21 protein-coding genes are annotated in these 21259 nt (G+C 48.4%); 10 read left to right on the top strand and 11 right to left on the bottom strand.

The features are described from left to right. The first annotated feature begins 226 nt into the window (after positions 1-226). The 6 genes from DBY95_RS02575 (at position 227) to DBY95_RS10590 (ending at position 4438) form a co-directional block, all read left to right on the top strand. Positions 227-1087, top strand: coding sequence for an SDR family oxidoreductase (locus DBY95_RS02575; RefSeq protein ID WP_107723284.1), 861 nt, complete (start codon positions 227-229; stop codon positions 1085-1087). Continuing rightward, a complete protein-coding gene (locus DBY95_RS02580) occupies positions 1077-1901 on the top strand; it encodes an ABC transporter ATP-binding protein (protein WP_107723285.1) in 825 nt (274 codons plus the stop codon). The genes DBY95_RS02575 and DBY95_RS02580 overlap by 11 nt, the downstream gene beginning before the upstream one ends. A 101-nt stretch (positions 1902-2002) precedes the next feature. After that, positions 2003-3520, top strand: coding sequence for an ABC transporter permease/substrate-binding protein (locus tag DBY95_RS02585; RefSeq protein WP_107723286.1), 1518 nt, complete (start codon positions 2003-2005; stop codon positions 3518-3520). 47 nt (positions 3521-3567) lie between these two features. Further along, positions 3568-3765 (top strand): alcohol dehydrogenase catalytic domain-containing protein, encoded by a 198-nt coding sequence (locus DBY95_RS02590; protein WP_079453972.1) that lies wholly within the window; start codon positions 3568-3570, stop codon positions 3763-3765. After that, positions 3740-4207, top strand: a complete 468-nt coding sequence (locus DBY95_RS02595) for a hypothetical protein (protein WP_199903846.1) — start codon at positions 3740-3742, stop codon at positions 4205-4207. Before DBY95_RS02590 ends, DBY95_RS02595 begins: the two co-directional genes overlap by 26 nt. A 96-nt stretch (positions 4208-4303) precedes the next feature. Further along, the gene (locus DBY95_RS10590; RefSeq protein WP_234394578.1) at positions 4304-4438 is read left to right on the top strand and encodes a zinc-binding dehydrogenase; all 135 of its coding nucleotides are present in this window, start codon (positions 4304-4306) and stop codon (positions 4436-4438) included. Positions 4439-4692: 254 nt separating this feature from the next. Here DBY95_RS10590 and DBY95_RS02600 read toward each other — a convergent pair whose 3' ends face one another. After that, positions 4693-5067, bottom strand: a complete 375-nt coding sequence (locus DBY95_RS02600) for an MTH938/NDUFAF3 family protein (RefSeq protein ID WP_107723287.1) — start codon at positions 5065-5067, stop codon at positions 4693-4695. Between the two features lie 206 nt (positions 5068-5273). Between DBY95_RS02600 and DBY95_RS02605 the strand changes: the two genes are divergently transcribed. The 3 genes from DBY95_RS02605 (at position 5274) to DBY95_RS02615 (ending at position 7648) form a co-directional block, all read left to right on the top strand. Then, complete coding sequence (locus tag DBY95_RS02605; protein ID WP_107723288.1) at positions 5274-6581, top strand: homoserine dehydrogenase; 1308 nt, start codon at positions 5274-5276, stop codon at positions 6579-6581. Beyond that, positions 6574-7008: a hypothetical protein gene (locus DBY95_RS02610; protein ID WP_107723289.1), complete on the top strand. Its 435-nt coding sequence runs from the start codon at positions 6574-6576 to the stop codon at positions 7006-7008. Before DBY95_RS02605 ends, DBY95_RS02610 begins: the two co-directional genes overlap by 8 nt. 145 nt (positions 7009-7153) lie before the next feature. Continuing rightward, the gene (locus tag DBY95_RS02615) at positions 7154-7648 is read left to right on the top strand and encodes a hypothetical protein (RefSeq protein ID WP_049328665.1); all 495 of its coding nucleotides are present in this window, start codon (positions 7154-7156) and stop codon (positions 7646-7648) included. A 46-nt stretch (positions 7649-7694) separates the two neighbouring features. Here DBY95_RS02615 and DBY95_RS02620 read toward each other — a convergent pair whose 3' ends face one another. Both DBY95_RS02620 and DBY95_RS02625 read right to left on the bottom strand, forming a co-directional pair. Continuing rightward, positions 7695-8411 (bottom strand): S-methyl-5'-thioinosine phosphorylase, encoded by a 717-nt coding sequence (locus tag DBY95_RS02620; protein ID WP_107723291.1) that lies wholly within the window; start codon positions 8409-8411, stop codon positions 7695-7697. 66 nt (positions 8412-8477) lie between these two features. After that, positions 8478-9548, bottom strand: coding sequence for an AI-2E family transporter (locus DBY95_RS02625; protein WP_070625529.1), 1071 nt, complete (start codon positions 9546-9548; stop codon positions 8478-8480). Positions 9549-9751: 203 nt separating this feature from the next. On the opposite strand from DBY95_RS02625, the gene purM reads away from it, so the two are divergent. Continuing rightward, on the top strand, positions 9752-10786 hold the full coding sequence (gene purM / locus DBY95_RS02630; protein WP_003686290.1) for a phosphoribosylformylglycinamidine cyclo-ligase: 1035 nt from the start codon (positions 9752-9754) through the stop codon (positions 10784-10786). Positions 10787-10860: 74 nt separating this feature from the next. On the opposite strand, the gene DBY95_RS02635 is transcribed toward purM, so the two are convergent. The 8 genes from DBY95_RS02635 to acpS all read right to left on the bottom strand — a co-directional run bounded on the left by DBY95_RS02635 (position 10861) and on the right by acpS (position 21217). After that, positions 10861-12072: an acetate kinase gene (locus DBY95_RS02635; protein WP_070461921.1), complete on the bottom strand. Its 1212-nt coding sequence runs from the start codon at positions 12070-12072 to the stop codon at positions 10861-10863. 213 nt (positions 12073-12285) lie between these two features. Beyond that, positions 12286-13455 (bottom strand): 2-methylaconitate cis-trans isomerase PrpF, encoded by a 1170-nt coding sequence (gene prpF / locus DBY95_RS02640; protein ID WP_107723292.1) that lies wholly within the window; start codon positions 13453-13455, stop codon positions 12286-12288. 117 nt (positions 13456-13572) lie between these two features. Next, complete coding sequence (gene acnD, locus DBY95_RS02645; protein WP_107723293.1) at positions 13573-16179, bottom strand: Fe/S-dependent 2-methylisocitrate dehydratase AcnD; 2607 nt, start codon at positions 16177-16179, stop codon at positions 13573-13575. Positions 16180-16580: 401 nt separating this feature from the next. Beyond that, positions 16581-17735, bottom strand: coding sequence for a bifunctional 2-methylcitrate synthase/citrate synthase (prpC, locus tag DBY95_RS02650; RefSeq protein WP_063075771.1), 1155 nt, complete (start codon positions 17733-17735; stop codon positions 16581-16583). Positions 17736-17819: 84 nt separating this feature from the next. Beyond that, positions 17820-18695 (bottom strand): methylisocitrate lyase, encoded by an 876-nt coding sequence (gene prpB, locus DBY95_RS02655; RefSeq protein WP_039862334.1) that lies wholly within the window; start codon positions 18693-18695, stop codon positions 17820-17822. 763 nt (positions 18696-19458) lie between these two features. Then, on the bottom strand, positions 19459-19881 hold the full coding sequence (locus DBY95_RS02660) for a hypothetical protein (protein WP_107723294.1): 423 nt from the start codon (positions 19879-19881) through the stop codon (positions 19459-19461). A 1-nt stretch (position 19882) separates the two neighbouring features. Further along, a complete protein-coding gene (locus DBY95_RS02665) occupies positions 19883-20686 on the bottom strand; it encodes an NUDIX domain-containing protein (RefSeq protein ID WP_234394592.1) in 804 nt (267 codons plus the stop codon). A 153-nt stretch (positions 20687-20839) separates the two neighbouring features. Next, complete coding sequence (gene acpS / locus DBY95_RS02670) at positions 20840-21217, bottom strand: holo-ACP synthase (RefSeq protein ID WP_003686416.1); 378 nt, start codon at positions 21215-21217, stop codon at positions 20840-20842. Between the last annotated feature and the right edge of the window lie 42 nt (positions 21218-21259).

Raw genomic sequence — 21259 nt, forward strand, 5'->3', positions numbered from 1 at the left:
CTTGAAAACGGAAAGACCACATATCCTAACCTAATTATTAATATCAGCTTAATAATCAAGTGAGTCTTTCGTGGCTTATCGTATGCAGGAAAACTGCTACAATAAAATAACCATTAATAAACCATCCCTTAAATCTATTCAGTCTACCTGAAACCCAAAAAGCAGCATGCACATGGTTTTACAGAAACCCTGTAAACGGCAAAGCTATCTCTATAAGGAAAACAACATGAATCTAGCCATCACTGGTTCCAGCGGCAACATCGGCGGCATGGTCGCCCAACACCTCAGTACACGCGACCTACCGCTTATTCTGCCACTGCGCAACCCCGCCAAAGTACCCGATCTGCCGAACTGCGAGGCGCGGCGGTTTGCCTATGGCGATTTGGAGCTTGCTAAGCAGGCTTTAAATGGGGTGGACGTGCTGTTTATGGTGTCTGCCGCCGAAAGTCCGATGCGCGAACAGGAGCATTTGACTTTGGTGCAGGCTGCTTCGGAAGCAGGCGTGAAACATATTGTCTATCTCTCTTTTGCTCAAGCGGCGTTGGACAGTACCTTCACGCTGGCGCGCACTCATGCGGTTACCGAAAATGCAATCCGGCAAACAAATATGCGCTACACCTTTCTGCGCGACAATTTTTACAGTGAGATGATGGCAACAATTGCTAACGCAGACGGCATCATCGCAGGCCCAGCTGACAACGGGCGCGTTGCCTGCGTTTCACAGCGCGATGTTGCCCAAGCAGCGGCAAACATCATCGCCAACATCGCATGCGGAAACCACCACCATGATAATCAGATCTACACGCTGACCGGTTCCCAATCATTAAACTTCGCTGAAATAGCCGCCGTCTTAACCGAAATCACCGGCAAACCGCACTGCTACCACAATGAAACTGTGGAAGAAGCCTTCGCCAGCCGCAAAGCTGAGTATCCTGACACGCCCGATTGGCAGATTGAAGCCTGGGTTTCTACCTACACTGCCATTGCTAAAGGCGAGCTTGCTACCGTTTCAGACGACCTGTCGCAGTTGTTGGAACGAGCACCGCTTAGTTTTGAAGACGTAGTAAAGGCAAAATATGCAAAATAATCTTGTCCCATTTATCGAGTTTCGTGGCACAGGCAAGCATTATGACGGCAAATATGCTGTGCGCGATTTGGATTTGACCATTTATCAGGGTGAATTTTTCGTGTTGGTAGGTGGCTCGGGCAGCGGCAAATCCACCACTTTACGCATGATTAACGCGCTAATTGAACCGACCGATGGCAACGTTTATCTGCACGGGAAACGGATTAAAGACTACGACATCCGCCAGCTCCGCCACCAAATTGGTTACGTATTGCAGCAAATCGCGCTTTTCCCCACCATGACCGTCGCGGAAAATATCGAACTCATGCCTGACGTACTGGGCTGGCCGAAAGCTGAACGCAAAACGCGTGTGAATGAATTATTGGAGCTGGTGGAACTTGACCCTGCGCACTACCGCGACCGCTATCCGCACGAACTTTCCGGCGGTGAACAGCAGCGCATCGGTATTTTGCGAGCCATTGCAGCCAAGCCCCAAGTTCTGCTGATGGACGAACCGTTTTCAGCACTTGACCCGCTGGTACGCACCGTGCTGCAAGACCAAATTGCTATGATTCACCAAAAATTTGGCACCACTATCGTTTTCGTTACCCATGATATGCAGGAAGCCGCCAAACTCGCTTGCCGTATCGGTGTAATGCATAATGGCAAACTGGTACAAATTGACACACCTGAAGAAATCAAAAAGCAGCCGGCAAATGATTATGTGCAATCGCTGTTTTCCACCGCCGATGCACCCGATGCCGAACGCATCATCCACCAATTCTTACGGTTGGATAAACAGGGACAGGAAGCTGTGAGAAGGGCAGTGTTATGATGGTGAAGGTCGTCTGAAACCTCTTTCAAGGCGCTAATACCTTGCTGTAAAGCAAACATAAACATCTATTATTCAACGTACTAAACATAAAATTTAAAACTATGTTCTCATCCCTAAACGTTACCCCGGCAGAACTCTGGCAAATGCTGCTTACGCATTTATGGCTTTCCGGCCTGGCTTTGCTCGCTGCAGTGGCGATTGCAGTTCCTGCGGCCGTGTTGTTTGCGCGCAGACAGCGGGCAGCGGAGGCGGTATTGCAGTTCACCAATATATTGCAAACCATTCCGTCTTTGGCGCTGCTGGGTTTGCTGATTCCGTTTGTCGGTATCGGTTCGCCGCCTGTCTTGATTGCGCTCACGCTATACGCGCTGTTGCCTATTTTTCAAAATACCTATTTGGGGCTGACTCAAATCGACCAATCGATTCAAGATGCGTACACCGCATTCGGACTATCGCGCTGGCAATCATTGTGGCGGATTGAGCTGCCGATGGCTTTGCCTGCCATGATTTCAGGCATTCGCACGGCGGCGGTGCTGATTGTCGGCACGGCAACTCTGGCGGCGCTAATTGGCGCAGGCGGTTTGGGTAACCTGATTCTGCTCGGTATTGACCGCAACAACATGACAATGACGTTTACCGGCGCATTGCTCTCCGCGTTATTGGCTGTCGGTGTAAGCGGCATTATCGGGCTGTTGCAGAAATCGCAACGCAAGTTGCCGATTATTCTTGCATTGGCGGTAGGCTTCGGCGCACTCGGTATGTCGCAGATTTCATTTACACCTGCTACAAAAAACGTGGTGGTTGCCGGCAAAATGGGGAGTGAGCCGGATATTCTGATTAACATGTATAAATTATTGATTGAACGTGAGAATTCGAACGTGAAAGTCACAGTCAAACCTAATTTTGGCAAAACTACTTTCCTGTTTAGCGCACTGAATAGTGGCGAAATCGATATTTATCCTGAATTCACCGGCACAGTGCTGGAAGCCTTAGTACAAGTACCAACTGAACAGAAGAACCGCCATCTGTCGCCAGATGAAACCTATCAACGGGGCAAACAATTATTGGCGGAACAATATCAGCTAGAGTTTCTACCACCGATGTCTTATCAGAACACTTACGCGTTGGCGGTCAAAGAAAGCTACGGTGCATCGCACCAACTGAAGACAATCAGCGACTTGAAGCAGGTAGCGCCCGATATCCGAGCAGGTTTCTCACTGGAATTTATCGACCGAGCGGATGGCTATAAAGGCATGCAGGCAGCCGGTATCACGCTAAAACATATTGTTAGCTTGGAACCTGCCTTACGCTATACGGCATTGTTGAATGACAAAATCAACCTAGTGGAAGCCTTTTCCACTGATGCAGAATTGAAAAAATATCGATTGCGCTTGCTGAAAGATGATATTTCCCTGTTCCCCGCCTATCAGGGCGCACCGCTGATGAAAGTAGAATTTGCTGAAAAAAATCCTCAAATTGTGACCGCACTTAACCGACTGGCGGGAAAAATTAGCGAAGAGGAAATGAGCGAGATGAACTACCGCGTGAAAGTGCAAGGCGAAAGCGCGGAAAACGTGGCTCGGAATTATTTAGAGAAAAATGGGTTGTTAGGAAAGTAAAATTGGCAGTAGGCTACCTGAAAGCATCAAATTCTTAGGGAGGTATTATGAAAGCCGTAAAAATCAAAGGCTTCTGCATCAACCATTCCGAGATTTTCACGCGTGAAGGTAAATCGCCGTCTGTCCAATTTCCGTGCATCTTGGGCATTGAATGTGTAGGCGAAGTGGTGCAAAGTTCCACACCTGCACTGGCGGTTGGACAAAAGGTTGTCTTCTATTATGGGAGAAATGGGGCGCGCCTTTGACGGCAGCTACGCCGAATATGTGTTGCTGCCAAACGAGCAAATTTACCCCAAACATACCGATTTGGATTGGACAACCCTTGCCGCAATTCCCGAAACTTACTACACCGCGTTCGGCTCATTACAGCAGCTTCGTATCGCGCCGCAAGATCGTGTATTGGTGCGTGGTGCCAGCAGCGGTGTGGGCATAGCCTTTGCAAAGCTTCTTAAAGTACGGTTTCCGCATATCGTATTACACGGTTCAACGCGTAATCCTGCCAAAGCTACCCATCTGCAAGCAGTCGGATTTGACGAAGTGATTACTGAAGCCGATGGCAAACTACAAACCGACCAAAGCTATGACAAAATTCTGGAATTGGTCGGGCCGGCAACTTTGTGTGATTCTTTCACCCGCATCAACGAATACGGCATCGTCTGCAATACAGGGCAGCTAGGTAATATATGATACGTAAACGGTTTTGATCCGATTATCGAACTCAAAAACAACAGCTATCTCACCGCCTTTCATTCGGGCAATGTGTCGCAAGCCAAGCTGGATGCGATGTTTGACTATATCTGGCAATTTAATGTGAAAATCTTAATTGAACGCGTGTTTACATTGGAACAAGTTCCCGAAGCCCACCGTTTTTTGCAAAGCGCGGATGGGTTTGGGAAAGTGGTGGTAGTCAATGAATAGGGCTATCTAAAATTCTATCAAAGAAATTTAATCATGCTTTGGAATAAAACTGTGATCTGAATTGGTTTCATGGATATTGATAAAGAGAAGGCCGTCTGAAATTCTTCAGATGGCCTTTTATATTTGAATTATGTAAGTGATTGTACAACTAGAAGAAACAGGACTTAGCAGGCTAAAATACTAGTATTATGAATTTAACATAATATAAATTATGCGAACCTGAACTAGCATGATGCAATAGTCTTTTCTACAAATTATGGCCATAACCAAGCCCATGTGCTTCTGCCTTCGCCTTGCAGTAAAACTAAAGTTCTATAAGCTGAGGCTGTGTTCATGCATTCGAAGCCGACTCCGTAGGCTGATAAGGCTGCAGCAATTTTGGGATGCAGGAATCGTTGTTTTGCTCCTGTACCTATGATAATGACTTCAGGACGGTTTTCTGCTGTTTCAATTGCTGATATAAAAATTTGTTCATTTAATTCTTCGATGGTTGTTTGAGGAATGATGCTCACTTTACCATCTTGCCAGCAAATGGGTTCTGAGTATGTTTGTTCTCCGATTTGCAATATGTCTTGTGAGGATGAAAAAAATGTTGTGGCTTCATCGATATGGTTTTCTGTGATTTTCATGGCAATTCCTGTTTTTATGGTAGAACGATTTTTCAGACGGCCTTGGGAAACTTACAAAAAAAGGTGCAAAATCAAGCAATATCAGGTAGGATTCAACGTTTAACCTTGTGCATTGATGCTTTGCTCTGAATTTACGATTGCAAGCGATTATAACAAGCCTTGGTTTTTCGTGATTATTTTAAAGTATCGGCTCAAAAGGAGACACAATGAAGCCAGTAAATATCGGTCTTTTAGGTTTGGGTACAGTCGGTGGCGGTACGGCCACTGTATTGCAGGACAACGCTGCGGAAATCAGCCGCCGCTTGGGACGTGAAGTCCGTATTTCTGCTGTTTGTGATTTGAGCGAAGAAAAAGCCAAACAAATTTGCCCGAATGCTGCTTTTATCAAAGATCCGTTTGAGCTGCTTCAACATCAAGATGTTGATGTTGTTGTTGAATTGTTTGGTGGCACCGGTATTGCCAAAGATGCGGTATTGAAAGCGATTGAAAACGGCAAACACATTGTTACTGCCAATAAAAAATTGCTGGCTGAATACGGCAATGAAATTTTTCCTTTGGCAGAAGAAAAAAATGTCATGGTACAGTTTGAAGCTGCTGTTGCCGGCGGTATCCCTATTATCAAGGCTTTGCGTGAAGGCTTAGCTGCAAACCAAATCCGCAGCATCGCCGGCATTATTAATGGTACCAGCAACTTCATCCTTACTGAAATGCGTGAAAAAGGCAGCGCGTTTGCAGACGTATTGAAAGAAGCTCAGGCTTTGGGCTATGCGGAAGCCGACCCTACTTTTGATATCGAAGGTCATGATGCCGGCCATAAAATCACCATCATGAGCGCATTGGCATTTGGTACGCCGATGAACTTTTCTGCCTGCTATCTGGAGGGCATCAGCAAACTCGACAGCCGCGATATCAAATACGCTGAAGAGCTTGGCTACCGTATCAAATTGTTGGGTATTACCCGTAAAACCGACAAAGGCATCGAGTTGCGTGTACACCCTACTCTGATTCCTGAAAGCCGTCTGCTGGCTAACGTTAACGGCGTGATGAATGCTGTCCGCGTCAATGCCGATATGGTCGGTGAAACCTTGTATTATGGTGCAGGTGCAGGCGCATTGCCGACTGCTTCTGCCGTAGTTGCCGATATCATTGATATTGCCCGCCTGATTGAAGCGGAAACTGACCATCGTGTTCCTCACTTGGCATTCCAACCTTCACAAGTTCAAGCGCAAAATATTCTGCCTATGGATGAAATCACCAGCAGCTATTATCTGCGCGTTCAAGCAACTGACGAACCGGGCACGTTGGGTCAAATTGCCGCACTCTTGGCCAAAGAAAATGTTTCTATCGAGGCTCTGATTCAAAAAGGCGTGATTAATCAAAGTACTGCCGAAATTGTGATTCTGACCCACACCACAGTGGAACACAATGTCAAACGCGCTATCGCAGCGATTGAGGCACTGAGCTGCGTGGATGCTCCGATCACTATGATCCGCATGGAAAGCCTGCATGACTGAGCAACAAACGGAAAGACCGTCTGAAGAGCAACTGGCGGCCAGAAAGAAAGCCAAGGCAAAAATCCGTACCATCCGTATTTGGGCATGGGTTATTTTGTCTTTGCTGGCTCTGACTGCCCTGCTCTCACAATGCGCCATGAACAAGCCGCAGATGAAACAAAATGTGGTGGAATCTTGTGTGAAAAACATTCCTTTTGCTGAAAAATGGCAAGCTGATTTAAAGGCAAAAGGTTTGGATGCGCAAAACGAGAAATTGGCTCAAGACTATTGTGTCTGCATGTGGGATCAGCCCTTAAGCAAACTCTCTGACGAGCAAATCCGAAACTTCGGCAAAATCAGCCCTGAGGAGCAACTCAAACTCTTGGGTGGCGCTGAAGCTTTTGAGGCACGCGATAGGCAATGTGTGGCTGATTTAAAGGCTGAGTAAACCAATATCGGTTTAAATCAAAGCTACAAGGCCGTCTGGAATTTCAGACGGCCTTTCCTATATTAAATAAACAGTAATAAGAATTGATTTCATTATATTTTAAGTTTAAGATAGCTTGGTTAATTGCTTTTCTATGGTTGTTACCATGCGTTACCACTTTCCTATTGCCGTTGATATTTATGATTTTTTGTATACCGGCCGGTTTGACTATCTGGAAATCGGACAATCGGCAGAGTCTATTTTGCAGATGTTTCCTGCGCCTGATTGCGTCCCTAAAGGCTTGTTGGTACAAAAAGGCTGGAATATTTGGCTTTATGGCGATATCGAACTGCATTTCTCCGACAATCGGCTGACTCAGATTCGTGCTGATTTTCAGCCTGATGCTGCATTAAGCGGCGGCCGTTGGGTAAAGTTGAATCCGTGGTTTTTTGCAAATGGCTGCCTTGATGTATATGCCGTCATTCAACGCTTGGTACAACGCAATATCGATTTTATTAAAACGGAAACGCATACCAATTTGATTTTACAGCTGCAAAGCGGGGTCGAATTGATTTTTGAAAAATGTCGGGGCATGCAACTTGCCTCGTTCCGCAAACAAAAAGCCTCCCTGCCCCATTGGGCGCGTGAAACAGCTTCTTAAATAAAACAATGCCGTCTGAAAACATCATTTCAGACGGCATTATTAGTTACAAACCATTCAATAATTGTCGGATTTTCGTCATCGCCATAGAAGTCTGTTCATCACAGCCCTCAGTCCCTACTCCGCTATCAAAGCAATCAATGCTGCTGACGCTGCAAAAGTGGGCATAGGCCATTTTTAACTCCCTGGCCAAAACGGCTTCGGGCATACCGGTCATACCGAGTACATCTACGCCGTCACGTCGATAACGGGCGATTTCTGCGCGGGTCGGACGGCGCGGGCCTTGCAGGCAACCATAAATGGCGGAGTCGTAAATCGGCACATTGTGCGCTTTCGTGATATTTAACAACTTTTGTCGCAATTCATTGCAATAAGGGTTGAAAAAATCGGTATGGACAACCGGGCATTCTTGGCCTTCAAAAAAAGTATCTTTACGGCCATAGGTATAGTCGATCAAATCGTCCGGCAACACCAAGCTGCCGTTTTCAAAATCGGGATTGATACCGACGACTGAAGAAATGGCAATGATGTTTTCAACGCCTAAAGAATGTAACGCCCAAATATTGGCGCGGTAGTTGATTTCATGTGGCGCGATGGTATGACTGAAGCCGTGTCGGGCAAGAAAAACAATATCCAAACGCCCCAACCTGCCGAACAAAATAGGGCTGCTGGTTAAGCCGTATGGAGTGCGTACGATTTTTCGTTCAGTAATTTCGAGTTCCGGCAGTTTGGTCAAACCGCTGCCGCCGATAATGGCTAACATATAAACTTCCTTTGTTATCAATGGCCGTCTGAAACTTGGATTTCAGACGGCCTTAATATTATCGATTTATTTATGTTTGTAGAAATGGCTGCCGAAATAGGCAGATGCGCCTTCACGCAATAAAACCAATGTTACGGCGGCAAGCGGCAGACCGGCAAGCATACCGACAAAACCCATCAGTTGTCCGAAAGCCATCAACGAGAAAATCACCCAGAACGGAGACAAACCGATGCGGTCGCCGACGATTTTAGGCGTAATGAAAAAGCTTTCCAAGAATTGTCCGACACCGAATACAGCCCAGACCATCAACAAGCCCTGCCATGAGCCATATTGCAAAAGCGCGGCAACTGTTGCCAGCAAAAGGCCGGTAAATGCACCCAAATACGGAATAAATACCAAAATACCGGCAATCATACCGATGGCAAAGCCGGAATCCAAACCGACCAGCATCAAGCCCAAGCCATAGACCAAGCCCATGATCATCATAACCATCAGCTGGCCGCGCAGAAACTCGCCCAAAACTTCATCCATATTGCCGCTGATACGCGTGTAGGTCTCGATAAAACGGCGTGGAACCAGTTTGCTGATTCCGGAAGACCAGCGTTTCCAATCCAACAAGAAGTAATACAGCAACAAAGGCAACAACACCAAATTGCTGACGCCGCTGATCACGTTGCCGCTTTGACGCATCAAGGTCGGAATCCATTCTTTGAGCGTATTGCTCAACTCATCAGTATGCGACTGCAACCATGCGATGATTGATTCTTGATCGATTTGAATATAATCCCCACTGACGCTGTTGAGCCACGGCAGCAGTTTGTTTTGAACAAAGCCCACGATTTGCGGCAGGCGTTCGGCCAGATTGTTAAACTGGTTCAACAACATAGGTACGATAATCAGCACCAACGACAGCAATATCAGCAAAGCCAGTGCCATAATAATCATAGAGGCCGGCGCGCGGCGGATACGCTTCAATTGAAGCCACTCGACCAAGGGATTCAAAACATAGGCCAAAACGGCGGCTACAATAAACGGCGTCAAAACATCGCCCAAGGCATATAAAAGCCAAATAAAGGCTGCGATAACGCAAGCCATAATAATCCACGGTTTTGCGCCGCGCGCTTTCTTTTGATACATAAAAAGGTGTTCCCCAGTTGATGCTTAAGGTTTTCAAAATAAATAAGCAGTATAACAGATTCACAAAGGCCGTCTGAAAGCGTGACGGCTATTAAGATAAAATAAAAATTGTTGACAATAATGCCAAAAAATTCAGCCTGAATCCTCCAATTTAAGATAAAATACGCTCCGACAATCTACCCATACCCGAATAAGGAAATCCAATGAGCACTTCTTTGAGCTATCGTGACGCAGGCGTGGATATCGACGCAGGCGATCAACTGGTCGAAAACATCAAACCTTTTGCCAAGCGTACTATGCGCCCTGAAGTGTTGGGTGATTTGGGCGGTTTCGGCGCTTTGGTTGAAATCGGCAAAAAATACAAAAATCCGGTATTGGTTTCCGGTACGGATGGCGTCGGCACCAAGCTGAAACTGGCATTCGACTGGGATAAACACGATACTGTCGGCATCGATTTGGTTGCCATGAGCGTCAACGACATTTTGGTTCAAGGTGCGGAACCTTTGTTCTTCTTGGACTATTTCGCTTGCGGTAAGCTGGATGTTGCCCGCGCGACTGATGTGATTAAAGGCATTGCCCAAGGCTGCGAAGAATCCGGTTGCGCTTTGATTGGCGGTGAAACTGCCGAAATGCCGGGCATGTATCCCGAAGGCGAATACGACTTGGCCGGTTTTGCCGTCGGCGTTGTTGAAAAAGAACGCGTGATTAACGGCCGCAGCATTCAGGCCGGAGACGTTGTTTTGGGCTTGGCTTCCAATGGAGCACACTCCAACGGCTACTCTTTGGTACGCAAAATCATCGAGCGCGACAATCCCGATTTGGACGCGGAATTCGACAACGGCAAAACCTTGCGCGAAGCCATCATCGCCCCTACCCGCCTGTATGTGAAACCTATCCTTGCCGCTTTGGAAAAATTTACCATTAAAGGCATGGCCCATATTACCGGCGGCGGCATTACCGAAAACGTACCTCGCGTTTTGCCTGAAAATACCGTCGCACAAATCGATGCCAAAGCGTGGGAATTGCCTAAACTGTTCCAATGGCTGCAAAAAGCAGGCAATGTGGAAACCCAAGAAATGTACCGTACATTCAACTGCGGTATCGGCATGGTCGTTATCATTGCAAAAGAAGATGCCGATGCAGTACAAGCATTCTTGAGCGAACAAGGCGAAACCGTTTACCGTTTGGGCGCAGTTCGTGAGCGCAACGGTGACGAACATCAAACCCAAGTGGCTTGATTGAGATGTAATTAAAAAAGTGCGGATGATGAATCCGCACTTTTTATTGTTTATGATCTAGGAAAATCTTCGCCCTAGCCTACTTCTTCCAAAAAGCCGGCCAACTGAGCAGTATCGTGGGCAATCATCAGCTCTTCATTGGTTGGAACAACCAAGACAGCCGGCATAGAACCTGTCGGGCTGATGATACCTGAGTTGCCGTAGCGTTTGTCCATATTGGCTTTGGTGTCGATGTGCAGACCCAAGAAATCAAGATAGGAAACGGTTTTGGCACGGATATTACGCGAGTTTTCGCCGATACCGCCGGTGAACACGAGTGCGTCAACGCCGCCACAAGCCACAGCCATAGAAGCAATATATTTGGCAAGGCGGTAAGTCATTACTTCCAGAGCCAAACGTGCGCCTTCATGGCCTTCATCCGCAGCGATTTCCAAAGAACGGCAGTCATTGGAGAGTTCGGAAATACCGAGCAAGCCTGATTTTTTGTTCAGCATTTCATCAACTTGAGCAACATCCAATCCGGCATGTGAAGTCAGATAGCTGTATACGCCCGGATCGATGTCGCCGCAACGGGTACCCATCACCAAGCCTTCAATCGGCGTGAAGCCCATACTGGTGTCAACGGATTTCCCGTTTTTAATGGCGGTAATGGATGCGCCGTTGCCTAAGTGGGCAATAATCATACGGATGTCTTCCAACGGTTTGCCCAAGATACGTGCGGCTTCAGGGGCAACGTAACGCATGCTGGTACCGTGGAAACCGTAGCGGCGGAAAGCGTATTTTTTACGCAATTCGCGCGGAACGGCATAAGTGTAGGCACGCTCCGGCATGGTTTGGTGGAACGAAGTATCCATCACGCCGACATTGGGCAGGCCCGGGAAATGCTCTTGCGCAGCCAAAATGCCGTTGATATTGGCAGGATTGTGCAACGGAGCGAGCGGAATGCAGGCATTGAGTTCGTCCATTACTGCTTGGTCGATCAAAACAGATTCGCTGTATTTTTCGCCGCCGTGGGCGATGCGGTGGCCGATGGCTTTAATGCGGTCGTGCAGGCCGTGTTTTTCAAGCTCTTTCAACAGCATACCTACGGCACCGGCATGATCATTACGGCCGGTCAAAGCTGTTTGGCATTTTTTGCCGTCTTTGCTGAACGTAATGACTGCTTCGGGCGTACCCAAACGTTCGCCGAGACAGCTTAAGAGAACTTTGCCGTTTTTACGGTCGATAACGGCACCTTTGAGTGAAGAGCTGCCGCAGTTCAGAACAAGAATGAGTTGGTTGGACATGGTGTTTCTCCTTTGAATTTTTGATTGTTTTTTTGGCTTCAGGCCGTCTGAAAAGAGCAAAAACATTTGAGAGCTTTCCAGATTGCCTTTGGTTTGGTGTTTAGTCAGGCTTTATGCCCAACCCTAATCTTCATTGCAGGTATCGCTACCTGACTAAAATCTGCTTATTTGGTTTTCAGACGGCCTTGTTTAATAGCGTGGCCGTCTGAAAACTTAAAAGCAATCTTCCGGCACCCGGACTTGTCCTTCCATAATCACGCGTGCACTACGGCTCATGACCGCTTTGGTGGCCGTCCATTGTCCGTCCTGACATTCGGCGGCTGCACCGACACGCAGTGTGCCTGACGGATGGCCGAAACGGACTTCTTTACGCGCTCCGCCTCCGGCTGCAAGGTTGACCAGCGTACCGGGCACGGCGGCGGCGGTAGCGATGGCAACTGAAGCGGTACCCATCATGGCGTGGTGCAATTTGCCCATGCTCAACGCGCGTACCAATAAATCAATGTCGGCAGCTTTGACGGTTTTGCCGCTTGAAGCAGTGTAATCGGCCGCAGGGGCGACAAAAGCGACTTTCGGAGTATGGGCGCGGGTGGCGGCTTCGGATATGTCGCTGATCAAGCCCATTTTCAGCGCGCCATACGCACGGATGGTTTCAAATTTTTCCAGAGCTGCGGCATCGTTGTTGATGTCGTCTTGCAACTCTTTGCCTGTGTAGCCCAAATCTGCGGCATTCAGGAAAATGGTTGGAATACCGGCATTGATAAGCGTGGCTTTCAGACGGCCTATATTCGGCACATCAATTTCATCGACCAAATTGCCGGTTGGGAACATACTGCCTTCGCCGTCGGCCGGATCAAGAAATTCGATTTGTACTTCGGCTGCCGGGAACGTTACGCCGTCAAGCTCAAAATCGCCTGTTTCCAAAACTGCGCCGTTTTGCATCGGTACATGGGCAATAATGGTTTTGCCGATGTTTTTCTGCCAAATTTTGACGGTACACAGGCCGTCTGAAGGGATTTTGTCTTTATCGACCAAGCCTTGCTCGATGGCAAATGCGCCCACGGCGGCAGTCAGATTGCCGCAGTTGCCGCTCCAATCGACAAAAGGTTTGTCGATGGAAACTTGTCCGAACAAGTAATCAACATCGTGATCGGCGCGTTCGGATTTGTCCAAAATTACGGCTTTGCTGGTGGACGAACTGGCATTGCCTAAACCGTCAATCTGTTTGCCGTAAGGGTCGGGGCTGCCGAGTACGCGCAAGAGGATTTTGTCGCGTGCCTCGCCTGCTTCCTGCGCAGCTGCCGGCAGATCGGTGCGTTTGAAGAAAATGCCTTTAGATGTACCGCCGCGGTAGTAAACGGCTGGAATTTTAATTTGCGGCATTTCGAGTTCTCCTTTGTATTTCTAGTATGGTTTTTTCAGACGGCCTCTCAAACATTCGAGGCCGTCTGAAAACCTTTTTGAGCGTAGCCCGGACATTTTGATCATGCCCGATTTACCTTACGCTGCATTTCCTTCTAAAAAGTCTTGTGCGAAACGTTGCAACACACCACCGGCTTCATATACCAACACTTCTTCTGCGGTATCGAGGCGGCAGGTAACCGGAACTTTGACGGTTTCGCCGTTTTTACGGTGGATGACGAGGGTCAGGTCGCAGCGCGGTGTGCGTTCGCCGACAACGTCGTAGGTTTCCGTGCCGTCCAGTTGCAGGGTGTGGCGGTTGGTACCCGGTTTGAACTGCAGCGGCAACACGCCCATACCGATCAAGTTGGTGCGGTGGATACGCTCGAAGCCTTCGGCAACAATCGCTTCCACACCGGCGAGGCGCACGCCTTTTGCAGCCCAGTCGCGGCTTGAGCCTTGACCGTAGTCCGCACCGGCAATGATGATGAGTGGCTGTTTGCGGTTCATATAGGTTTCGATGGCTTCCCACATGCGCATGGTTTGACCTTCTGGTTCAACGCGTGCCAGCGAACCTTGGCGTACGCTGCCGTCTTCGTTTCTCACCATTTCGTTAAACAGTTTCGGATTGGCGAAGGTTGCGCGTTGGGCGGTCAAGTGATCGCCGCGGTGGGTGGCGTAAGAGTTGAAGTCTTCTTCAGGCAAACCCATTTTCGCCAAATATTCGCCTGCGGCACTGCTGGCCAAAATCGCATTGGATGGCGAGAGGTGGTCGGTGGTAATGTTGTCGGGCAAAATCGCCAGCGGACGCATACCGCTCAATGTACGTTCCCCAGCCAATGCGCCTTCCCAGTAAGGTGGGCGGCGGATATAGGTGGACATAGGACGCCAGTCGTACAGCGGGCTTGGTGCTTTTTGCGCTGTGCCGGTGTCGAACATTGGGATATAAACGTCGCGGAATTGTTGCGGTTTCACATATTCGGCAACGATGGCATCGATTTCTTCATCGGTAGGCCAGATGTCTTTCAGGCGGATTTCTTTGCCGTCTGCAACGCCGAGTACGTCATTTTCAATATCGAAACGGATGCTGCCTGCCAGCGCGTAGGCAACGACCAACGGAGGCGAAGCGAGGAAAGCCTGTTTCGCATACGGATGGATACGGCCGTCGAAGTTGCGGTTGCCCGAAAGTACGGCGGTGGCGTACAAATCGCGGTCGATGATTTCTTTCTGGATTTTCGGATCCAGCGCGCCGCTCATGCCGTTACAGGTGGTACATGCGAAGGCAACGATACCGAAGCCGAGTTTTTCCATTTCAGGCAGCAGGCCTGCTTCTTTCAAATAGATTTCGGCTACTTTTGAACCCGGGGCAAACGAAGATTTCACCCAAGGTTTGCGTTGCAAGCCAAGACGGTTGGCATTGCGTGCCAACAGCGCGGCGGCAACAACGTTGCGCGGATTGGAAGTATTGGTACACGAAGTAATCGCGGCAATAATCACTGCACCGTCAGGCATTTGGCCGTCTGAAGGCTCTTCATAAGGTTTAGCCAAGCCTTTGCTGGCCAAATCGGCGGTTGCAAAACGGGCATGTGGGTTACTTGGGCCTGCCATGTTGCGTGTTACGCTGCTCAAATCAAATTTCAAAACACGAGGATAAACGGCGGTTTTCAAGGCATCTGCCCACAAGCCTGCGGTTTTGGCGTAGTTTTCCACCAATTTCACTTGCGCGTCGTCGCGGCCGGTCAGTTTCAAATAATCAATGGTCTGCTCATCAATAGCGAACATCGCAGCAGTCGCGCCGAACTCAGGGGTCATGTTGGAAATAGTGGCACGGTCGCCGATGGAGAGGCTTCTTGCGCCCTCGCCAAAGAATTCGACAAATGCACCAACCACGCGCTCTTTACGCAAGAATTCGGTCAGTGCCAACACGATGTCGGTGGCAGTAATGCCCGGCTGGCGTTTGCCGGTCAGCTCAACGCCGACAATATCAGGCAGACGCATCATGGAGGCACGGCCCAACATTACGGTTTCGGCTTCCAAACCACCCACACCTACGGAAATCACGCCCAATGAATCGACGTGCGGCGTATGTGAGTCAGTACCGACGCAGGTGTCAGGGAATGCTACGCCGTTTTTGACTTGGACAACCGGCGACATTTTTTCCAAATTGATTTGGTGCATAATGCCGTTGCCCGCAGGAATCACGTCCACATTTTCAAATGCGGTTTTTGTCCAGTTGATGAAGTGGAAACGGTCTTCGTTACGTCTGTCTTCGATTTCGCGGTTTTTGCGGAAGGCATCAGGATCGTAACCGCCGCATTCAACGGCCAAAGAGTGGTCGACGATGAGCTGGGTTTGCACCACCGGATTCACTTTGGAAGGATCGCCGCCTTTTTCGGCAATTGCATCACGCAGGCCCGCCAAATCCACCAACGCTGTCTGACCCAGAATATCGTGACACACCACGCGCGCCGGATACCAAGGGAAGTCGATTTCCTGCTTTCCCTCAATCAGTTGGCCCAGCCAGCTTTGCAGTGTAGGCAGGTCGACTTTGTCTGCGCGGTTGACCAAGTTCTCAGCCAAGATACGGCTTGTATAAGGCAGCTTGTCGTAAGAGCCTGGTTTGATGTCTTCACACGCCTGACGCGCGTCGTAATATTCCAAATCCGTACCGGGCAAAGCTTTGCGGTAGCGTTGGTTGGCAGTCATGTCGGTTCTCCTAAATCTATTCTTTTTTTGGTTTTGGGGTTTCAGACGGCCTGTTGATTCGGACCTTAAGGCCGTCTGAAACCATAAATTCTGTTTTATTGCTTGTTGTCTGAAATCTATTCGCGGTATGAAAAAAAATTGCTGCTCCGCTACCATCATTCCCGTATAGACGGAAATCCAAACTTAAATCTTTCAGCACTCTTTACAGCAGAACATTTCAACTTTTGAATTTCTGCCTGTATGGGAATGACGACAGCAGAGCAGCATGTTTTCCAAACGGCCGGCTCTCTCTCTCGCATACTGCACTAGGCCGTCGAAAAACGAAAACTTAATTTATTCATTGTTTTCAAACGGCATTTCGAGATGGGGTGGGCTGGCGGCCCACCCTGCTGTTACGCGTATTAGCGGTTTTCAATCTCCACGAATGCCAAATCTTCAGGGCCTGTGTAGTTTGCGCTCGGACGGATGATTTTGCCGTCTTTGCGTTGCTCGAGAACGTGTGCGCTCCAACCGGTTGTACGGGAAATTACGAACAGCGGTGTGAACATAGCGGTCGGTACGCCCAATTTTTGGTAGGAAACGGCGGAGAACCAGTCCAGATTCGGGAACATTTTTTTCTCTTCCCACATCACGCTCTCCAAGCGTTCGGCAATGTCAAAGAGGCGCATATCGCCGGTTTCTTTGCTCAAACCGCGTGCCACTTCTTTAATGACAACGTTGCGAGGGTCGGAAATGGTGTACACCGGATGACCGAAACCGATCACGATTTCTTTGCGGCCGATGCGTTCGCGGATGTCTGCTTCGGCTTCGTCGGCATTGCGGTAGCGTTTTTGAATATCGTAAGCCACCTCGTTCGCACCGCCGTGTTTCGGACCTTTCAACGCGCCGATTGCACCGGTAATGCTGGAGTACATATCAGAGCCTGTACCGGCAATCACGCGGGCAGTGAAGGTAGAAGCGTTGAACTCGTGTTCGGCATACAGAATCAGTGAAACGTGCATGGCTTTGATGTGTGATTCGCTTGGGCGTTTGCCGTGCAACAGGTGCAGGAAATGACCGCCGATGGTCTCTTCGTCGCTTTCAACTTCAATGCGTTTGCCGTTGTGCGAATATTGATACCAGTACAGCAGGAGGCTGCCGAGGCTGGCAATCAGTTTGTCGGCGATGTCGCGCGCTTCACTTTCCGGATGGCTTTCACGTTCAGGATGAACGCAGCCCAGCATGGATACGCCGGTACGCATCACATCCATCGGATGGGTATGTGCAGGCAGGCTTTCCAAAACTTTAATCACACGGATAGGCAGGCCGCGCATGGATTTGAGCTTGGTTTTATAAGCGGCCAGCTCGAATTTGTTGGGCAGATGACCGTGAATCAGCAGGTGGGCAACTTCTTCAAACTCGCATTTTTGTGCCAAATCCAAGATGTCGTAACCGCGATAGCTCAAATCGTTGCCGGTACGGCCAACGGTACACAATTCGGTATTACCGGCCGCAACGCCAGAAAGCGCAACGGATTTTTTAGGTTTGAAAGTCGGGGTTTGAGTAGTTTCAGTCATGGTATTTCTCCTTTGTATTTTTGTGGGTTTTATTTTTCAGACGGCCGATGCGGATTTGTTGAAAGGCCGTCTGAAAGCGGTTACTTATTTTTGAAACAATTTATCCAGTTTTTGCTCGAAGGCATGATAGTTCAGATGCTCGTACAGCTCGGCACGGGTTTGCATACTGTCAACCACTGCGGCCTGAGTTCCATCGCGCATAATCGCTTCATAAACATTCAGAGCGGCTTTGCTTGCTGCGCGGAATGACGACAGTGGATACAGCACCAGTGACACGCCGTTTTCAGCCAGCTCGCTTTGGGTATAAAGCGGAGTGGAACCAAACTCGGTAATGTTGGCCAATACAGGTACTTTCACTGCATCTGCAAATTGGCGGTACATTTTCAAATCGGTCATGGCTTCAGGGAAAATCATGTCCGCACCGGCTTCGACACAAGCCTGAGCGCGTTCGATAGCGGCATCCAAACCTTCTACCGCCAGCGCATCGGTACGCGCCATAATCACAAAGTTCTCATCAACGCGGGCATCTACGGCAGCTTTGATACGGTCGACCATTTCATCTTTAGAAACGATGGCTTTGTTCGGACGGTGGCCGCAGCGTTTTTGCGCTACCTGATCTTCGATGTGAACCGCTGCAACACCAGCGCGTTCAAAGTTGCGAATGGTACGGGCAATATTGAATGCACCGCCCCAACCCACATCGATGTCCACCAGCAGAGGCGTATCCACGTTGTCCGTAATGCGTCGTGCGTCAATCAGCACGTCTTCCATTGTGGTAATACCCAAATCAGGGATACCGCAAGAGCAGGCTGCCACGCCGCCGCCAGACAGATAAATCGCCTTGAAACCGCTTTGGGTGGCCAATCGTGCAAAGTAAGCATTGACGCAACCGACTACGGCAAGAGGATTCGATTCTTTCACGGCTTGACGGAAACGCGCTCCGGCAGAGTGTTGGCTCATCATATTTCTCCTTTATAGACTTTTTTCAGTATTAATCGGACGGTCCAGTTTTTTACAACTTGAAATGAACCGTTTAAAAAGAAACAATCGTTCTAAAAACTGTTTTCAGACGGCCTGTAAAATTTCAATCATCAACTATCTGAAAATTTAAAATCAATAAATACAAATAGTTATCAAAACTAATAAATACAATAAGGCTGAAGCGAAGGTATACGTTTTTTAATTTTTATTAATTAGTATATGAATGCTGTTGGGGATACAGATATTTTAAAACCCGAAGCGTTTGTAGGAATACGGAAACTGGATTCGGGTTGAGAGCCTTCAGACCGTCGGGACTGCCAATAAGCTGGCGGCGACGGGAGCGGCAGAGACGGGAGAAAATCTATAACAAGAGAGAGTGGTTTGATACAGATTCATGATGATGTTCCTTTGTAGTGCGATGTAGTTTTTATTTATGGAAACAAATTTAAAAAATAAAACCGGTCTTGTCAAACACTTTTTTCAAAAAAATTATAAAAAATTCAGTTATTAATAAACGATTTTTTTGCAACAAATGTAAAAAACGGACAGGCTGTACCACATCAAACCCTTGTGTGGCCTAGCTTCTGTCCGTTTTGTGTTTTTGGCTGATAGTCAGAATAATTGTAAACAATCTGTCTAAAAATAATTTATAATTGATTCATTTATAAAGAACTTTTAAAGATGCCATCTGAAAAAATTAAAATTTTTGCCTTTAAATTTTCAGACGGCCTTTGCATGATGACTACTCTGCACTAAATGCCGTCTGAAAAGTCTGTTTGCCAATGGTAATGTCGGCAGTGTAATCATGGCGGCCTTCGACGCAAAACGGCAAGCGGATTTGCGCAGCCTGCCAACTTTGCGGCGATTGTTGCGTCAGGTTGTAGCGGTTGAAACCCATGTCCATGTTTTTCATACTGAAACTGATACTGACCGCGCCCGTATTCTTCGGCACATTCTCCACCACAATATCAAACGGCTCGTGTGTATTGATGGAAGTCGCACGCACTTTTGAACCGTCAGGCAGGACGCAGCCTTGTGTCAGACTACATTCGACTACATTCGCTTTTGTCTGTTGCCGCTGCCACCAATCCAAAAGCAGCAGTTTGGCCGCTGCAAACACAATCAGTAAAACAGCGGCAATCAGTAGTTTTTGATTTTTTCTCATTTCAGACGGCCTCAATGTCATTATCGATCAAAACAGCATGCACACCCATGCTCTGCCACTGTTCACGATAAATGGAAACCATACTTTCCGGAGCAGCCGCAATCAACGGCATAGCCACGCCTTGCGCCAAAATATCGACAACTTGCTTGGCTACCTCTTCATTCGCTACTTTCCAAACGACAGCATCGGCATTTTGCACCTGCTGCCATTGTTCGGCATTTTCAATGATTGGCCACACGCTGGGCGCTTCTATCGGTTTGCCTTGTTGCCAATCGGCAAAATTCAACAATACGGCAGATGCGGTTTGATGCTGAGCCGACTGATACGGCACAACATGATATTCGCCCATGCTGTTTTGACCGCTCAAGCCGCTTTTCAGACGGCCTTGAAGCTGGCGCGGAATGGATAGGGAACGTAATAATGCGCTATTGGCAGGCAACATCGGCGTAACAGTAAAATCCCCTGCCTTTTGCCATGCCCATTTCTGCCCTTCCCTCGATTGGATTTCTCCCGCCCATTGGTCGGCTTCCACCCATAAAAAATGCAGGCGTACATGTGCGTGTTCGTAGGAATGGACTTTGGTCAGCCACGGCGTAGCGGCAAGGATACGGATACCGAGTTCTTCTTCAAACTCGCGTTGCAAGGCTTGAAAATCGCTTTCGCCTGCCTCAACCTTGCCTCCGGCAAATTCCCAATAGCCGGCATACGGTTTTCCTTCGGGGCGGGAACTGAGCAGGTAGCGGCCGTTTTGGTCGAGCAAAATTCCGGCAACCACTTGCACCAATGGACGTGTGTCTTCAGTCATCATGAGCTTATTCTTATATGCGGCAGGCGGCGACACCTGCCGATTTATGCGTAAAAAAACGATGTCGGGCTTATACGCCCGACCTTCAATAAATACCAAACCCTTCAGGCCGTCTGAAAAAGATGCTTTATTTCAGAATACTTAAATCCGGCCTTATTTTTCCGCAATGACAAAAGCCATGACGGTATCTTCTTCATCGCTCATACTGAGATGGCAGCTTCGGATACCCTGTTCCTCCAGCCATTTAGTCAAAGCCGGTGCAAAAAACAATTCAGGTTTGCCCAGTGCATCATGCCCGACACCGATATTGCGGAAAGACACCACGCCGCGTATGCCCGTCCCGACGGCTTTGGCAAAAGCCTCTTTGGCGGCAAAGCGTTTGGCAAGATAGTTGACCGGTTTGCCTGCCTGCGGAAACTCCAACAGCTCTTCTGGGCTGAGAATGCGTTGCGCAAATGCCAGTCCGAATTTTTTGTTCAGGCGGATAATGCGTTTGAGGGAAACAATGTCTGTACCAATTCCGTAAATCATGGGTCTGCTCCTTGTTTAAATAGTCAGGCCGTCTGAAAGTGT

It is taken from the genome of Neisseria subflava, assembly GCF_003044935.1.
GTDB classification, from domain to species: Bacteria; Pseudomonadota; Gammaproteobacteria; order Burkholderiales; family Neisseriaceae; genus Neisseria; species Neisseria subflava_E.

Excerpts from the sequence above, each read along its gene's own strand:
- DBY95_RS02575 (WP_107723284.1), top strand. The coding sequence starts at position 227 with ATGAATCTAGCCATCACTGGTTCCAGCGGCAACATCGGCGGCATGGTC.
- DBY95_RS02580 (WP_107723285.1), top strand. The coding sequence starts at position 1,077 with ATGCAAAATAATCTTGTCCCATTTATCGAGTTTCGTGGCACAGGCAAG.
- DBY95_RS02585 (WP_107723286.1), top strand. The coding sequence starts at position 2,003 with ATGTTCTCATCCCTAAACGTTACCCCGGCAGAACTCTGGCAAATGCTG.
- DBY95_RS02590 (WP_079453972.1), top strand. The coding sequence starts at position 3,568 with ATGAAAGCCGTAAAAATCAAAGGCTTCTGCATCAACCATTCCGAGATT.
- DBY95_RS02595 (WP_199903846.1), top strand. The coding sequence starts at position 3,740 with ATGGGAGAAATGGGGCGCGCCTTTGACGGCAGCTACGCCGAATATGTG.
- DBY95_RS10590 (WP_234394578.1), top strand. The coding sequence starts at position 4,304 with ATGTTTGACTATATCTGGCAATTTAATGTGAAAATCTTAATTGAACGC.
- DBY95_RS02600 (WP_107723287.1), bottom strand. The coding sequence starts at position 5,067 with ATGAAAATCACAGAAAACCATATCGATGAAGCCACAACATTTTTTTCA.
- DBY95_RS02605 (WP_107723288.1), top strand. The coding sequence starts at position 5,274 with ATGAAGCCAGTAAATATCGGTCTTTTAGGTTTGGGTACAGTCGGTGGC.
- DBY95_RS02610 (WP_107723289.1), top strand. The coding sequence starts at position 6,574 with ATGACTGAGCAACAAACGGAAAGACCGTCTGAAGAGCAACTGGCGGCC.
- DBY95_RS02615 (WP_049328665.1), top strand. The coding sequence starts at position 7,154 with ATGCGTTACCACTTTCCTATTGCCGTTGATATTTATGATTTTTTGTAT.
- DBY95_RS02620 (WP_107723291.1), bottom strand. The coding sequence starts at position 8,411 with ATGTTAGCCATTATCGGCGGCAGCGGTTTGACCAAACTGCCGGAACTC.
- DBY95_RS02625 (WP_070625529.1), bottom strand. The coding sequence starts at position 9,548 with ATGTATCAAAAGAAAGCGCGCGGCGCAAAACCGTGGATTATTATGGCT.
- purM (WP_003686290.1), top strand. The coding sequence starts at position 9,752 with ATGAGCACTTCTTTGAGCTATCGTGACGCAGGCGTGGATATCGACGCA.
- DBY95_RS02635 (WP_070461921.1), bottom strand. The coding sequence starts at position 12,072 with ATGTCCAACCAACTCATTCTTGTTCTGAACTGCGGCAGCTCTTCACTC.
- prpF (WP_107723292.1), bottom strand. The coding sequence starts at position 13,455 with ATGCCGCAAATTAAAATTCCAGCCGTTTACTACCGCGGCGGTACATCT.
- acnD (WP_107723293.1), bottom strand. The coding sequence starts at position 16,179 with ATGACTGCCAACCAACGCTACCGCAAAGCTTTGCCCGGTACGGATTTG.
- prpC (WP_063075771.1), bottom strand. The coding sequence starts at position 17,735 with ATGACTGAAACTACTCAAACCCCGACTTTCAAACCTAAAAAATCCGTT.
- prpB (WP_039862334.1), bottom strand. The coding sequence starts at position 18,695 with ATGAGCCAACACTCTGCCGGAGCGCGTTTCCGTCAAGCCGTGAAAGAA.
- DBY95_RS02660 (WP_107723294.1), bottom strand. The coding sequence starts at position 19,881 with ATGAGAAAAAATCAAAAACTACTGATTGCCGCTGTTTTACTGATTGTG.
- DBY95_RS02665 (WP_234394592.1), bottom strand. The coding sequence starts at position 20,686 with ATGACTGAAGACACACGTCCATTGGTGCAAGTGGTTGCCGGAATTTTG.
- acpS (WP_003686416.1), bottom strand. The coding sequence starts at position 21,217 with ATGATTTACGGAATTGGTACAGACATTGTTTCCCTCAAACGCATTATC.